This is a genomic window from Bacteroidales bacterium, assembly GCA_023228145.1.
In the GTDB taxonomy this organism is placed as follows: Bacteria; Bacteroidota; Bacteroidia; order Bacteroidales; family CAIWKO01; genus CAIWKO01.
The window spans coordinates 25892-41287 of the sequence record JALOBU010000006.1 but is presented as its reverse complement, the minus strand read 5'-3'; the positions used below and the strand labels follow the sequence as shown (position 1 = coordinate 41287).

Genomic DNA, 15396 nt, shown 5'->3' with positions numbered 1-15396 from the left:
ATTTAATTTATACTAAAAAAAAACAAAAATAATACAAAATCATACAAAAGTCAATAATATTTAAACAAAAATTTTATTAAGACTTATCACATATGAGTTGATTTTTCAAAAAAAATGTATTTTGCACAATAAAATTATTTATTTCGCATTTTGATTAAAAGCCAATTTTATGAAAACATTATTTTTTTCTGTGCTCTGTGTCATTGGCCTGAATTTACAGGCAGGTTTTGATGATTATTTTGAAAACAAAACCCTCCGCATCGATTATTATCACACAGGAAACAACACCATGGAAATATATTCAATTGATGAACTGATAGAGGAACCATATTGGGGCGGCTCAAAAGTGAACCTGCTGGATATTTTCAATTATGGAAAATACAAGTTGTTGGTTTATGATACTGAAAAAAACACCCTGATTTACTCCTATTCTTACAATACATTGTTCCAGGAATGGCAAACCACCAACGAAGCAAAAACAACTTACAGGACTTTTTCTGAAACTGTTACCATACCTTTCCCTAAAAAAAAGGTAAAATGTGAATTTCATTCCCGCAACAGAAAGGGTATTTATGAAAAGAAATTTGAATATATTGTTGACCCTAAAAATTACTTTATTGTAAAAGAACGCAGGCAGGAATATCCAAAAACAACGATACTTCAATCCGGTGATCCAGCTGCTAAAGTTGATATCGTTGTAATTCCTGAAGGTTATACTTCTTCCGAAATGGATAAGTTTATACAAGATGCCAACACCTTTGCCACCTACCTTTTTAACGCCAGTCCATACAAACAAAATAAAAACAAATTTAATATCTGGGCCATCAAGGCGCCTTCCAAAGAATCGGGAAGTGATGTCCCGGGGCAGGGAATCTGGAAAAATACTCTGGTAGGCTCAAGGTTTTATACATTTGACCTTGACAGGTACCTGATGACCTCCGAAAATAAAGCTTTGAGGAACGTAGCTTCCAATGCACCCTACGACCAGATTTACATTATTGCAAACACTTCCAAGTATGGTGGCGGGGCTATTTATAATCATTACGCTTTCAGTGTAAACAATAACCCCTATGCTGAGTATATTTTCACACATGAATTCGGGCATTCCTTTGCAGGGCTGGGTGACGAATATTATGATTCAGAAACTTCATACAACGACTTTTATCCTTTGGACGTAGAACCTCCTGATCCTAACCTCACAACGCTGGTTGACTTTGATTCCAAATGGAAAATCCTTGTTGACAAGGATACGCCGATACCTACACCCAACGACCCGAAATACAAAAACAAAGTCGGGGTTTTTGAAGGCGGAGGTTATGTTACCAAAGGCGTTTACCGCCCATCTTACGACTGTACCATGAAGTCCATTTCCGTGGACAATTTTTGCAGGGTTTGTACCCTTGCCATTGAAAAGATGATTGATTTTTACACAAAATAATAATACAAAAAAAACTAAAAGAAAGGAGTATTTAATGCAGATTACCAGACTGGAACAAATGCTTGAAATTTTGAAAAGCAGGGAAAGCAAACGCCTAGTGGCAGCATATGCCAACGACTCACATACGATAGGAGCTATCAGCAAAGCTATTGACCTTGGACTTGTGGAAGCCACTCTTGTGGGGGATAAAAAAACCATTGAAGACGTATGCAAGGAGATGAATATTAAAATTAATAAATTTAAAATCGTTCAGGAAGCCGATGAAATGAAAGCAGCTGAGAAAGCTGTGGAACTTATCAATTCCGGAGAAGGAAAAATACTGATGAAAGGGTTAGTCAGCTCAGATAAGTACATGAGAGCTATTCTCAACAAGGAAAAAGGACTGATGGTAAACTCCAATGCTACTCTCAGCCATGTTACCGTGATTGAGACCCCAAGGTATCCCAAGCTTCTTATTGTAAGTGATGTTGCCATCATACCTCTTCCTGACCTGAAACAAAAGATTGCAATTTTAAACTTCATCATTCAAACTGCCCATGCTCTGGGGATTGATAATCCAAAAATTGCCGTTCTGGCAGCCACCGAACAGGTTTCCCTAAGCATGCCAGCCTGCATAGATGCCGCCATACTGTCGAAAATGGCTGACCGCGGCCAAATTAAAGGCGGCACAGTTGACGGCCCCCTCGCCATGGATGTTTGCATTGACATGGAAAGTGTACAGATAAAAAAACTGAAAAGCCCTGTGGCAGGAGATGCTGACGGTATATTATTTCCTAATATTGAATCTGGGAATGTTTTTTTCAAAGCCAACACAAAGCTTGCCGGCGCTGAACTGGGAGCTGTCGTGGTAGGTGCAAAAGTTCCGGCTATCTTAACTTCACGCGGCGACAGCGAAAAAACAAAAATGTATTCCATAGCGCTTGCTGCTATGATGGCCTGATAAAGCAAGCCGGAGCCATACCATTGGGTATTTAATTCATTTGTTATATCGTAGCGCTGTGGATTAAGTAATTTTTAAGAAAACGGGCGTGTTTTGTGAATAAAAAATACACCTGTGTTGTTTATTTTATATATTTTGGTTTTAATTTAGCAGCCACATAATTTTGAGAGCCATGAAATCATTTGAAATAAACGGAGGAATAAGCCTAAAAGGCGATATCATCCCGCAGGGAGCCAAAAACGAAGCCCTGCAGGTATTGTGTGCCACTGTGCTAACCTCCGGAAAAGTTACTATTAGTAATGTGCCAAATATCAATGACGTTAATAAACTGATTGATTTGCTCGCCGGTCTGGGGGTTGAAGTGAATAAAACAGCCGAAGGTATTTATTCTTTCAGAGCAGATAATATTAATCTGGATTACATCACATCGGAACAATTTCTTGCAAAAGCCACCAGCCTGCGCGGCTCGGTAATGCTGATAGGCCCTTTGCTGGCTCGTTTTGGCAAAGCATATATGCCTAAACCCGGTGGCGATAAGATAGGCCGCCGCCGCCTCGATACACACATCATAGGTTTTGAAAAACTGGGAGCAAAATTCGATTATAACTACAAGCATAATATTTATAAAATCAGCGCAGCAAAATTGACAGGCTGTAGTATGCTGCTCGATGAAGCCTCGGTAACCGGTACTGCCAACATCATCATGGGGGCAGTACTGGCCGAAGGAACGACAAGCATTTTTAATGCCGCATGTGAGCCCTATATCGTACAGCTTTGCACCATGCTGAATAATATGGGCGCAAAAATTAGCGGCATACGTTCTAACCTGCTTACCATTGAAGGTGTGAAAGAACTGCACGGTTGTGAACACAAACTGTTGCCCGACATGATAGAAGTGGGAAGTTTTATAGGCCTTGCCGCCATGACAAAATCGGAGTTAAGGATAAAGAATGTCAGGTATGAACATCTGGGTATAATACCCGATGTATTCAAACGGATGGGAATACATTTTGAACTCCTGGGTGACGATATTTTTGTTCCGGCACAGGACATATACGAAATAGAAAATTATATCGACGGCTCCATACTTACAATTTCCGATGCCCCCTGGCCGGGCTTCACCCCTGACCTTATCAGTGTGGCACTGGTAGTGGCCACGCAGGCTAAGGGTAGCGTGCTCATTCATCAAAAAATGTTTGAAAGCCGTTTGTTCTTTGTTGATAAACTTATAGATATGGGGGCAAAAATCATATTGTGCGACCCTCACCGTGCAACAGTAATTGGTCTCGCCCGCCAGTACCCACTACGGGGCATCTCTATGACATCGCCCGACATTAGGGCCGGAGTAGCATTGCTGATAGCCGCACTGTCGGCAGAAGGCAAGAGCACAATCCATAATATTGAACAAATTGACCGAGGGTATCAAAATATTGACGAAAGACTCAGAAATATCGGTGCTGAAATCAGGAGAAAGTAAACACTGTTTATCACAAAATAAAAATGTATCTTTGCAAAAAAATTGCGGATGTGGCGTAATTGGTAGCCGCGCCAGACTTAGGATCTGGTTCCGAAAGGAGTGGGGGTTCGAGTCCCTTCATCCGCACAGAATATAGAACTTAAAATAAAACCTTACAAATGAACATCACACAGGAGAAGACCGGAGACCTGACCGCAACAATACAGATTGAACTCCAGCCGGCAGATTACCAGGAAAAAGTTGACAAACAACTGAAAGATTACCAGCGAAAAGCCAATATGCCCGGATTTCGTCCGGGAAAAGTACCTTTCGGAATGATTAAAAAAATGTACGGTAAAGCTGTTATCTATGACGTCGTTAACAAGGAATACAGCGATGGTCTGTATAAATTTCTCGATGAAAACAAAATTGAAATCCTCGCCGCTCCACTTCCCAATGAAGAAAAAAACAAACCCGTAGACCTGGACACAGAAACTAATTTTGCGTTTTACTTTGACATTGCCCTGGCACCAGAATTTACAGTGGACATTTCCGAAAGCATCTCCGTGAATCAATACACCATCGGCGTTACTGAAGAAACTGTAGATAAGTACCTGAACGAAATGCGTAAAAGATATGGGGAGTTTGAAAAAGCTGAAATAATCGAAGAAAACGACATGATTTCGGGAGAATTTGCAGAACTTGATGATAAAAATGAACCCAAAGAAAACGGAATTAAAAACACTGCTTTCATTTATATGGAACATATTCCTGATGAAAAAATAAAAGCACAGTTTCTTGGGCTTAAAAAAGATGACGCGTTAGTAGTTGACCCCAAAAAGCTGGCCCGTTCCGATTACGAAGCCGCATATTTTATTGGCAAAAAGAAAGAAGAACTTGGAGAAATAAATTCTTCCTTCAGATTTACTATTACAGAAATCAGCCGAAACAAACCCGCTGAGCTGAATGAAGAATTTTATAAAAAAATATATCCCAACGAAACCATTGCCTCTTACGAAGAAATGCGCCAAAGAATACGCCGCGACGCAGAAGAATCATACAAAAAAGAAACACAGAGAAAACTCCATAACGACATCACAGAAGCAATCATCGAAAAAACAAGTTTCGACCTCCCCGATGCATTTTTGAAAAGATACCTACTCGAAACTAAATCAGATGAAAAACTCACAAAAGATAAAATAGAAGCCGATTACGACCAGCACAAAAAAGTTGTAAAATGGCAGCTTATTGAAAATAAAATTGTTAAAGAACATCAATTGTATGTTACAACAGAAGAAACCAAGGAGTTTATAAAAGATTATTTTCGTAAAGCTCATGAACATGAGCATCATCATGAGCATGCTCATGAGAATGAGCACGAACACGAACATAAGCTTGATGATGCAGAGCTTGACAAAATAGCTGAAAATGTTATGAAAAACCAGGAAGAGATGAAACGTATCAACGACAAGCTCTTTGAAGACAAATTGTTTAATTTTCTTACCAGTAAAATTAAAATCACCAATGTTGACGTTACTTACGAAGACTTTGTAAAATTATTAACCACTTCAAATCAATAAATATGGATTCATCCAAAGAATTTCGCAAATATGCCACCAGGCATCTCGGAATCAGCAGTTCACGTCTTGACAAATACAGTGCTGTTACAAAAGATATGACACGTACCATTATTGAAGAACGACAGGTAAACTTCCGTGAAGTAGATGTTTTTTCACGCCTGATGATGGACAGGATTATCTTTCTAGGCACAGCCATTGACGATTATGTTGCAAACATCATCCAGGCACAAATGCTTTTCCTGGAGTCGGTAGATTCAAAAAAAGACATACAGATATATCTGAACACTCCCGGCGGCTCGGTATATGCTGGACTGGGCATTTACGACACTATGCAGTATATCTCTTCCGACGTGGCGACTATCTGTACAGGTATGGCAGCATCCATGGGGGCCATCATTCTTTGCTCCGGCACCACCGGAAAACGTACGGCATTGAAACACTCACGCATCCTGATTCATCAGCCTATGGGAGGAGCCGAAGGGCAGGCATCGGATATTGAAATTACAGCACGCGAGATTCAAAAGTTAAAAAAAGAACTGTACGAAATCATTGCACAACACTCGGGGCAACCTTACAATAAAATATGGAAAGACGCAGACCGTGACTATTGGATGACTGCCGAAGAAGCTCACAAATACGGCATGATTGACGAAGTACTTATCAAAGCTAAAAAATAAAAAATGGCTAAGGATTTGGAACATTGTTCTTTTTGCGGGAAGAAAAGGGCAGAAGTAAACCTGCTTATCGCAGGTTTGGAAGGGCATATATGTGACGGCTGTGTGGAACAGGCACAATCCATATTGCATGAGGAATACAGTGCCAGAAAAAAAAGTTTCTCTCCAAAAAAGTTTGAATTACCAAAGCCATCGGAAATAAAAAAACACCTTGACCAATATGTTATTGGCCAGGACAATGCGAAAAAAGTATTGTCGGTTGCTGTGTATAATCATTACAAAAGGATCACATCTAATCTAGGGAAAAAAGCTAACGACAAAGACGATGTAGAAATTGAAAAGTCCAATATCATCCTTGTAGGAGAAACCGGAACAGGCAAAACCTTACTTGCCCGTACTATTGCCAAAATGCTGCATGTACCTTTCTGCATAGCCGATGCCACAGTACTAACTGAAGCCGGTTATGTGGGAGAAGATGTGGAAAGCGTTCTTACAAGACTATTGCAAGTGTCTGACTATAATGTGGAAGAAGCGGAAAAAGGCATAGTGTTTATTGATGAAATTGACAAGATTGCCCGTAAGAGCGACAATCCATCCATCACCCGAGACGTTTCGGGTGAAGGCGTGCAACAGGCCATGCTCAAACTGCTTGAAGGTTCAATAGTAAATGTAGCGCCGCAGGGAGGGAGAAAACACCCCGAACAACGCATGATACAAATAAACACTGAAAATATTTTGTTTATCTGCGGCGGCGCTTTCGACGGAATAGAAAATAAAATAGGCTCCCGGCTGATGACAAGCATGATAGGCTATGCTGCAGGTTCCAAGCGTGAAAATATCAATAAAGACAACCTGATACAGTATGTGGCTCCGCAAGACTTAAAAAGTTACGGGCTCATTCCCGAACTGGTAGGCCGCCTGCCCATTATCTGCCACCTAAACCCTCTCGACCAAAACGCCCTGAAACGCATACTCACAGAACCTAAAAACGCCCTTACAAAACAATATGTCAAACTGTTCGAGATGGACAACATCAAACTGACTTATGACGAGGCTGCCCTGGATCTGATTGTTGAAAAAGCCATTGAATTTAAACTTGGCGCCCGCGGGCTCAGGTCTATTTTTGAAATTATCATGACAGATGCCATGTTTGAAATGCCATCGAATAATGACACCAGCGACCTGCATATCAGCAGGAAATTCGCTGAAGAAAAAATCAACAAAATAGATCGTTCCATTCTTATGGTGGCATAAAGCCTTACTCATGAAAATTTTCACTCTGCCACTTCTGAAAACCTTCCTGATAGTTTCAATTGTTGCCATTACATGCGCCTGTAACAAAGTTCGCAAGGAATATTACCCTAACGGAGAACTAAAATCGGAACTCACTTACCGTAACGGAAAACTCAACGGAAATGCCTGTTGGTATTTCAGCAATGGAAACAAAAAAATGGAATGCAATTACTCAAACGGACAGATTGAAGGGAAAATGAAAAGCTGGCATTTTAATGGCAACATCAACAGGGAGGAAAATTATATTCACAATAAACGCGAAGGCAAAAGTCTTATCTTCTATGAAAATGGGGCTCTTTTCAAAGAAGAAAACTACCTGAATGATACTCTGGATGGCTTGTATATTGAAAACTACCCAGATGGGCAACTCAAAATAAAAGGAGGTTATTTTAAAGGTTTGTTTCAGGGCACATGGGAGTATTATGATGAAAAAGGGCTAAAAGTTGGTGAAGGGGACTTCGTTAAAGGTACCGGAGTTTTAAAGGGATTTTACTGGAACGGAAAACTGAAACGTGAAGTGAGCTACATCAATAATGAAAAAGACGGAAAAGAAATATTTTATAGTGAAAACGGTGAGATGGAGAAAATGGTGGAATATAAGGCAGGGAAAATTGTTGGAGGGAGTTAGGCTGTTAGGCTGTTAGGCTGTTAGGGTGATAGGTGCTAAGGGTGGTTAGGTGAAGTAATAAAAAGTTTAAGAAATAATGCACTATTAAAAACCAACACCAAGCCATTTTCAAATCAATTTATTAAACACATTTTCAAATTAAATATTATGCTCAGAGAAGAAGAAATAATAAACAACATTATAAGGGATGTTGCCGAAAAAATGCTTGCAGCTGCACGTACCGCTCCCAAAGCTAGAGGTAACAACAATCTTATTTTTGCTATTGCTGAAAAAGAAGACATTGAAAAGATTTCCGGAAAAATGAAAGAAATAGGCAAACGAATTGATGCTGCTTTTTTTCTGCGAGATGCTGAAAACATCCTTATGGCTCCATACATGCTTATGCTGGCGGCAAAGATAAACACAACCAATCTTCCATATTGCGGCCTCTGCGGATTTGCCAATTGTGAAGAGAAAAGAAAACATCCGGCTCATCCCTGCGCATTTAACGTCAATGACCTCGGCATCGCCATCGGCTCAGCCGTGAGCATAGCAGCGGCACATCATATTGACAACCGCGTAATGTACACCGCAGGCATGGCTGTGAAAGAAATGAAATTACTGGGAGAAGAAGCTGAAGTAGTTTTATGCATCCCTCTGACAGCTACATCAAAAAACCCGTTCTTCGATAGAAAATAAAAACCCTTTGAAATTTGCATATATCAAGACACGTCATATATTAGGCGTTCTGCAACCCAATAATATTAATGTATAGCAAATATTTTAAATAACGATCTGTCATTTTTTATATGATATAAATCAAAATCATTGACACAATTTTGAAACTCTCTTGACCTCTATCAACACAACCCTAAATTGTTTAAAATAATGGATTTCATATTAAGGCCATGGGAAACAAGTGATTTGGAGTGTGTGGCACATTACGCCAACAACGCCAATATCAGTAAATTCATGTCAGACGGGTTTCCATGCAGCATTGAAAAATGGAAGTCATTCCTGGAATTTGCCACTACTGACAGAACAATACTTTTCTTAGCCATAGAAATTGACGGGCAGGCAGTGGGAGGCATCGGTATCAGCCCGCAAAAAGATATCATGAAAAAAAATGCCGAACTTGGCTATTGGTTGAGTGAAAACTACTGGGGCCGTGGTATTATGACGATGGCCATAAAAGAAATCGTGCAACAGGCCTTTGAAAAGCTCCCCGATATTAACAGAATTTACGCAAAACCCTTCGGAACGAATCATGCATCGCATAAAACCCTCGAAAAAGCAGGGTTTAAGCTCGAAGCAAGGTTCGAAAAAACGGTGCTAAAAAACGGCGAACTGCTTGATGAATTAATATACGCTGTCAGAAGAAAATAGCCTGTAAAAGCTCTTACTTCTTAATAACCTATCACTATCTTACTAATAGCCACCTGCCCTGCTTCAAAAAAATATCTACCTTTGTCTTTCATCATATAAAAATGTCACAACCTAATATTGAGGTTTGCCTCTCCCCCGCTCTTATTGAGCATTTTGATCTCACCAATAAAAACATTGTACTTTCTGATATTCTGAGGGCTACTTCGAGTATCTGCACGGCTTTTGAATGGGGTGTAAAGGAAATGATACCTGTAAGTTCGGAAGAAGAAGCAAAAGCATATAAACAAAAGGGATTCATTGTTGCAGGCGAACGTGATGGAAAAATACTTGATTTTGCTGATTTCGGAAATTCACCTTTTAATTTCATGAATGATGGCATCAGAGGCCAAACAATAGCATACAGCACAACCAATGGCACAAAAGCTGTCCGGCAAACTAATGGCTGTCATCGTCTTTTGTTTGGCGCATTTCTGAATTTTACACAATTATGTAATCGTCTCTTAAAAGATAAACGTGACATCATGTTGTTTTGCTCGGGATGGAAAAACCATTTTAACCTTGAAGATACGCTTTTTGCCGGTGCTGTAGCAGCAAAACTCATGGCATCAGGTGCTTTCATTACAAACTGCGATGCTACCCATGCAGCTATTGATTTATGGGACAATGCAAAAAGCAATCTCATGGCATACAGTGAAAAATTTTCACACCGTCAGCGGCTGCAAAATCTGAAATTGGATGACGTATTGGATTATTGTTTTACTTTTGATAAAACAAAAAAATTGCCATTTCTTGCAGGCGAGAAAATCATTTGCTCAGATGATGAATAAAAAAAGATATGCCCTATTAATCATTTCCTTGCTTTTTGTGTCTTTTTTCATAAAAAAAGAAGCATATTCTTTTGGGTTTTATGCCCATAAAAAAATAAACCGCATGGCTGTTTTCTGCCTGCCGCCTGATATGATAAATTTCTTCAAAAAACATATTGAATACTTAAGCGAGCACGCTATTGACCCTGATAAGCGCTCCAGGGCAGTTCCGGGAGAAGACATAAAACATTATATTGACATCGACCATTATGGCGAAAACCCTTTCGACAGCGTTCCTCACTACTGGAAAGATGCAGTTAAAAAATATACAGAAGACACCCTAAAAGAATACGGCATTAATCCCTGGTGGATTAATAATATGCTTTTTTCTCTGACCCAAGCTTTTAAAGATGAAGACCTTGACAGGATACTTTACCTTGCTTCCAATTTCGGTCATTATATAGCAGACGCCTGCACACCCTTGCATACTTCGCAATGGTATGATGGAAAAAGCTTTGAGCAAAAAGGGATACATGCTTTTTGGGAAACACGTATCCCGGAACTTTTTGCTGATACTTACAACTATCTTGTTGGAAAGGCAACATATGTTGAAAAACCAACGGAATTTGCCTGGCTACTGGTTAAAGAAAGCCATTATGCCGTTGACACTATTTTTTCTATGGACAATCACTTACGTAGTCATTTCCCCGAAGATAAAAAATACGTTTTTGAAGAAAAAGGAAATACAATGTCCCGGCAATTTTCACGTGAATATACCCTGGAGTTTGTAAAGCTCACACACAACATGGTAGAACGAAGGATGCAGCGTGCTGTATTTGCTGTTGCCAGTTTATGGTACACAGCCTGGGTTAACGCAGGCCAGCCCGATTTGAGCCGTCTGGAAAATAAAGAAATATCAAAAAAACATAAGAAAGAGCTCAAAGCCAATGAAAAATTATGGAAAACAGGAAAGCCTGTTGGAAGGCCTAACCCTGAATAATTTTTCCAAACCGTAAATAAAATATCCTTCATAAAAAACTTGCCTGTCTCAGAAAAAAAAGATAGGTTTGTATTTTAAAAAACACAAATTATGAAAACCAGAAATCTGATTATTATGAGCATTTTAGCAATGGCAACGGTATATGTAAGTTGCAACCAGAAAAACAAAACCTCCGGTGATGAACAAACCGATACTTTCAAATACAAAACAGAGCAATTTGCCGACGTCAAAATACTTCGATATCAAATTCCGGGCTTTAACAGCTTATCGCTAAACCAGAAAAAACTATTATATTACCTTAGCCAGGCTGCCTTGTGCGGGCGCGATATCATTTATGACCAAAATTTCAAATACAACCTTGTCATCCGCCGGACTCTGGAAGCCATCATTGATAAATACACCGGCGACCGTAAATCAGAAGATTTCGAAAAGTTTATGCTTTATACCAAAAGAGTTTGGTTCTGCAATGGCATACATCATCATTATTCCAGTGATAAGTTTCTTCCTGAATTCAGTGAAAGTTATTTTAAAGAGCTCGTTAAAAATTCTCCCGATGGAAAATTTCCTTTAAAGGAAAATGAAAACCTTGACCAATTTCTTGAAACCATCGTCCCCATTATTTTCGATCCGGCATTATACCCCAAGCGCATCAACCTTGACCCTTCCAAAGACCTGATAACAAACTCGGCCTGCAATTTTTATGAAAATATTTCACAGCATGAAGTTGAAAAATTTTATGAACGTATTAAAGATGAAAAAGCTGAAACTCCTGTATCTTATGGACTCAACTCAAAACTGGTCAAAGAAAACAATAAAATAACAGAAAAAGTTTATAAAATCGGAGGGATGTACTCACCTGCCATTGAAAAAATCGTTTACTGGCTTGAACAGGCAAAAACAGTCGCTGAAAATAAAGACCAGGAAGCAGGTTTTGAAAAACTTATTGAATATTACAAAACCGGTGATCTGAAAACATGGGACGATTATAATGTGCTATGGGTAAAAGACCTGGCATCGTCAGTCGATTATGTGAATGGATTCATAGAAGTTTACGGCGATCCATTGGGTATGAAAGCAACATGGGAATCAGTCGTCAATTTCAAAGATGTGGAAGCAACAAAACGAGCCGAAACAATAAGCCAGAATGCACAATGGTTTGAAGACAATTCACCTGTTGATCCACGTTTTAAAAAGAAAGAAGTTAAGGGTGTTTCAGCAAAAGTAATAACTGTCGTCCAACTTGGCGGCGAATGTCATCCAAGCACTCCTATCGGCATCAACCTGCCCAATGCCAACTGGATAAGAAAACAACACGGGTCAAAATCGGTAACCATGGACAACATCATGTACTCCTACGATCAGTCATCATTAGGAGGTGGTTCCCTTGAAGAATTCTGTTATTCGCAGGAAGAAATTGACCGTGCAAAAAAATACGGCTATCTTGCCGGCAACCTGAATACTGATATGCATGAATGTGTCGGTCATGGCTCCGGACAATTGCTTCCGGGGGTTAGTTCCGAAGCAATGAAAAATTATCATTCAGCACTTGAAGAATCACGCGCCGACCTTTTTGCACTTTATTTTATCATGGACCAGAAAATGGTTGACCTGAAACTTATGCCCAATCTTGATGTTGCTAAAGCAGAATACGACACATATATCCGCAATGGATTGATGACACAACTGGTCAGAATAGAATTAGGCAAAGACATAGAACAGGCCCACATGCGCAACCGTCAGCTTATTTCTAAATGGGTTTTTGAAAAGGGAGAGAAAGACAAAGTTATCGAAAAGAAAACCAAAGAAGGGAAAACCTTTTATACTATCAACGATTATGACAAGCTCCGCTCACTTTTTGGAGAACTGCTGAAAGAAATACAACGAATAAAATCGGAAGGAGATTTCAATGCAGGTAAAGAATTGGTTGAAAAATATGCCATCAAGATTGATCCTGTTCTTCATAAAGAAGTAAAAGAACGCTATGAAAAGCTTAAACTTGCCCCCTATGCAGGATTTATTAATCCTATACTGAAACCGGTTATGAAAAATAATGAAATCATTGATGTTAAAGTTGAATACCCGGACGATTTTACCGAACAGATGCTGTATTATTCGAAGAATTATTCATTTTTACCGGATATCAATTAAGAAACTTTCATAAAATAACCTTTTTGATTTTTGTATTTGGATATTTTTTTTAAATTTGTAAGCAAAAAATTTATAAACAATAAAATATAATTATTAATCAAAACCAAAGAAGTATGAAAAAAGTTTTATTATTAGCAGTAGCTTTGATTTTTAGCTTCACAGTCATGGCACAGCATATTCCTGCAAAAATTGACCCAGCTTTAAAATACCTTAAAGTAACCAAGGTAAATGGCGCCATTCATGAGTTTACAAACTTCAGTACAGAAGTAAACCCAACTGTTACACCCAGGCCATCAAAAGCCATCAATGAAGTTATTATCGGTATAACAAAGTATGACCTGCAGTCAAATTCTTCTGTACAAAACAGAATTTATCTGCATGATGATGGCACTATTGGCGCTACATATAACTACGGAATGACAGAAGAATCGTTTGCTGACAGGGGTACAGGATACAATTATTATGACCTTACAAACTGGGGAGCTCAGCCAACTGAAAGGGTAGAAACTGTAAGGAGCGGATGGCCCTCATATGCCCCCTTGGGAACCAATGGGGAAATAGTTGTTAGCCATAATGGTAGCACCGGCCTTACAATCTCAAAACGCACACCAAAAGGGACAGGTGCATGGACAGAATCAACCCTTGTTGGCCCTGCAACCACTGGTGGATCGGACAAAACCGCATTATTATGGCCCCGCATGATAACTGTAGGAGACACTATTCACATCATTGCTTGCACCGATCAACCAACCACGACCGGAACCTACTGGTACTATGAAGGATTATCTCTTGCATTGGTATATATCAGGTCAGTGGATGGCGGAACTACATGGGATGCTCCCAGGATACTTCCGGGAATGGATTCAGCCTCAGTAGTTACGGAATTCAGTAAGGGTTTTGGTGGTGACAGTTATTCCTGGGCAGATCCCAAAAACGGAAAAATTGCATTTATTGTTGGTGAAAGTTGGACAAATACTTTTATTATGAAATCACCGGACGGCGGAGACACCTGGACAAAAATCCCCGTCTATAATTTCCCCTCAGGCATTACCATTCCCACACCTATCATTCCAACAACTGACGGATGTTACGCACTAGCACTGGATTCAACAGGCAAAGCCCACGCTGTCTTTGGTATAATGAGAGTATCAGATGATAACGCTAGCGATGATCAGTCATCTTTCTACCCTTATACTGATGGATTGGTTTACTGGAATGAAGATATGGCCGTGTTAGATTCTACAGCATTAGGTGACCCTGACGGTTTATTCAACAACGGGATGTTAGCAGGATATATGATTGATTACGATGGCAGCGGAGAAATTGAATTTCCAACACCCTCCGGCGACTGGGCTATCGGAACTTATTATGTTTCACTCTCAAGTTTTCCGCATCTAAATATAGATGATGATGGAACTATGTATATCAGTTACTCTTCCTGCCGCGAAGACAGACTTACTCCCGACGGCGGACAGATATACAGGCATCTTTATGTGGTTAAATATGACGGCGCTTGGTCGGATGCAACAGATATAAATGCCGGATTCCTCCACGATTTTGATGAATGTGTTTTCGGGTCCATGTCATTTACAATGGACGATAAATTACACATCGTTTACCAGGCCGATGTAATCGTAGGCTTAGCTGTAAGAGGCGACGAAACCGCCTATGGCGACAATTATATTTATTATACCAACCTGATGAAAACTGATGTGGGCACCGCCATCGGTGTGAAAGAAAATATCAGCAACAACATCAATATGAACATTTACCCGAATCCAAGTTCAGATTATACTAATATCAACCTGAACCTTGAAAAAAGTTCGGATGTAAAAGTTACTGTTACCAACCTTGTCGGCCAGGAAGTTATTAGTAAAACCTACGGCAAACTTATCAACGGGAACCATACACTCAGCATGAATATTAAGAGCCTGAATTCCGGCATCTATTTCTTCACTGTTGAAGCAGCCAACGAAAGAATCACTAAAAAAATTATTGTTGAATAATACAATTATATAATTACTAAAACCCGGTACCAGGTATCGGGTTTTTTTATTTTATAATTTCA

13 protein-coding genes and 1 tRNA gene are annotated in these 15396 nt (G+C 39.6%); all 14 read left to right on the top strand.

All coding sequences use genetic code 11. From position 1 onward, the window contains the following. The first annotated feature begins 169 nt into the window (after window positions 1-169). The 14 genes from M0R16_04430 (at window position 170) to M0R16_04365 (ending at window position 15334) form a co-directional block, all read left to right on the top strand. Window positions 170-1438, top strand: coding sequence for an IgA Peptidase M64 (locus M0R16_04430; GenBank protein ID MCK9612129.1), 1269 nt, complete (start codon window positions 170-172; stop codon window positions 1436-1438). A gap of 34 nt (window positions 1439-1472) precedes the next feature. Then, the gene (locus tag M0R16_04425; protein MCK9612128.1) at window positions 1473-2378 is read left to right on the top strand and encodes a bifunctional enoyl-CoA hydratase/phosphate acetyltransferase; all 906 of its coding nucleotides are present in this window, start codon (window positions 1473-1475) and stop codon (window positions 2376-2378) included. A 172-nt stretch (window positions 2379-2550) separates the two neighbouring features. Further along, on the top strand, window positions 2551-3855 hold the full coding sequence (murA, locus tag M0R16_04420) for a UDP-N-acetylglucosamine 1-carboxyvinyltransferase (protein ID MCK9612127.1): 1305 nt from the start codon (window positions 2551-2553) through the stop codon (window positions 3853-3855). A 44-nt stretch (window positions 3856-3899) separates the two neighbouring features. Beyond that, a tRNA-Leu gene (locus M0R16_04415) sits at window positions 3900-3981 on the top strand. Window positions 3982-4013: 32 nt separating this feature from the next. Beyond that, window positions 4014-5414, top strand: coding sequence for a trigger factor (tig, locus tag M0R16_04410; GenBank protein MCK9612126.1), 1401 nt, complete (start codon window positions 4014-4016; stop codon window positions 5412-5414). A 2-nt stretch (window positions 5415-5416) separates the two neighbouring features. Next, window positions 5417-6091, top strand: a complete 675-nt coding sequence (clpP, locus tag M0R16_04405) for an ATP-dependent Clp endopeptidase proteolytic subunit ClpP (GenBank protein ID MCK9612125.1) — start codon at window positions 5417-5419, stop codon at window positions 6089-6091. Between the two features lie 3 nt (window positions 6092-6094). Next, window positions 6095-7342, top strand: a complete 1248-nt coding sequence (gene clpX, locus M0R16_04400) for an ATP-dependent Clp protease ATP-binding subunit ClpX (protein MCK9612124.1) — start codon at window positions 6095-6097, stop codon at window positions 7340-7342. Between the two features lie 10 nt (window positions 7343-7352). Next, window positions 7353-8009, top strand: coding sequence for a toxin-antitoxin system YwqK family antitoxin (locus M0R16_04395; GenBank protein MCK9612123.1), 657 nt, complete (start codon window positions 7353-7355; stop codon window positions 8007-8009). Between the two features lie 147 nt (window positions 8010-8156). After that, window positions 8157-8687, top strand: coding sequence for a DUF2148 domain-containing protein (locus M0R16_04390; GenBank protein MCK9612122.1), 531 nt, complete (start codon window positions 8157-8159; stop codon window positions 8685-8687). Window positions 8688-8876: 189 nt separating this feature from the next. Further along, window positions 8877-9374: a GNAT family N-acetyltransferase gene (locus M0R16_04385; GenBank protein MCK9612121.1), complete on the top strand. Its 498-nt coding sequence runs from the start codon at window positions 8877-8879 to the stop codon at window positions 9372-9374. A gap of 101 nt (window positions 9375-9475) precedes the next feature. Further along, window positions 9476-10201 (top strand): 2-phosphosulfolactate phosphatase, encoded by a 726-nt coding sequence (locus M0R16_04380; protein MCK9612120.1) that lies wholly within the window; start codon window positions 9476-9478, stop codon window positions 10199-10201. Further along, the gene (locus tag M0R16_04375) at window positions 10191-11180 is read left to right on the top strand and encodes a zinc dependent phospholipase C family protein (protein ID MCK9612119.1); all 990 of its coding nucleotides are present in this window, start codon (window positions 10191-10193) and stop codon (window positions 11178-11180) included. The genes M0R16_04380 and M0R16_04375 overlap by 11 nt, the downstream gene beginning before the upstream one ends. A 90-nt stretch (window positions 11181-11270) precedes the next feature. After that, window positions 11271-13328, top strand: coding sequence for a dipeptidyl peptidase 3 (locus tag M0R16_04370; protein ID MCK9612118.1), 2058 nt, complete (start codon window positions 11271-11273; stop codon window positions 13326-13328). Window positions 13329-13441: 113 nt separating this feature from the next. Next, window positions 13442-15334, top strand: a complete 1893-nt coding sequence (locus M0R16_04365; GenBank protein MCK9612117.1) for a T9SS type A sorting domain-containing protein — start codon at window positions 13442-13444, stop codon at window positions 15332-15334. Window positions 15335-15396: the final 62 nt, after the last annotated feature.

Excerpts from the sequence above, each read along its gene's own strand:
- tig (MCK9612126.1), top strand. The coding sequence starts at position 4,014 with ATGAACATCACACAGGAGAAGACCGGAGACCTGACCGCAACAATACAG.
- M0R16_04365 (MCK9612117.1), top strand. The coding sequence starts at position 13,442 with ATGAAAAAAGTTTTATTATTAGCAGTAGCTTTGATTTTTAGCTTCACA.
- M0R16_04390 (MCK9612122.1), top strand. The coding sequence starts at position 8,157 with ATGCTCAGAGAAGAAGAAATAATAAACAACATTATAAGGGATGTTGCC.
- murA (MCK9612127.1), top strand. The coding sequence starts at position 2,551 with ATGAAATCATTTGAAATAAACGGAGGAATAAGCCTAAAAGGCGATATC.
- clpX (MCK9612124.1), top strand. The coding sequence starts at position 6,095 with ATGGCTAAGGATTTGGAACATTGTTCTTTTTGCGGGAAGAAAAGGGCA.
- M0R16_04425 (MCK9612128.1), top strand. The coding sequence starts at position 1,473 with ATGCAGATTACCAGACTGGAACAAATGCTTGAAATTTTGAAAAGCAGG.
- M0R16_04395 (MCK9612123.1), top strand. The coding sequence starts at position 7,353 with ATGAAAATTTTCACTCTGCCACTTCTGAAAACCTTCCTGATAGTTTCA.
- M0R16_04370 (MCK9612118.1), top strand. The coding sequence starts at position 11,271 with ATGAAAACCAGAAATCTGATTATTATGAGCATTTTAGCAATGGCAACG.
- clpP (MCK9612125.1), top strand. The coding sequence starts at position 5,417 with ATGGATTCATCCAAAGAATTTCGCAAATATGCCACCAGGCATCTCGGA.
- M0R16_04430 (MCK9612129.1), top strand. The coding sequence starts at position 170 with ATGAAAACATTATTTTTTTCTGTGCTCTGTGTCATTGGCCTGAATTTA.
- M0R16_04375 (MCK9612119.1), top strand. The coding sequence starts at position 10,191 with ATGATGAATAAAAAAAGATATGCCCTATTAATCATTTCCTTGCTTTTT.
- M0R16_04385 (MCK9612121.1), top strand. The coding sequence starts at position 8,877 with ATGGATTTCATATTAAGGCCATGGGAAACAAGTGATTTGGAGTGTGTG.
- M0R16_04380 (MCK9612120.1), top strand. The coding sequence starts at position 9,476 with ATGTCACAACCTAATATTGAGGTTTGCCTCTCCCCCGCTCTTATTGAG.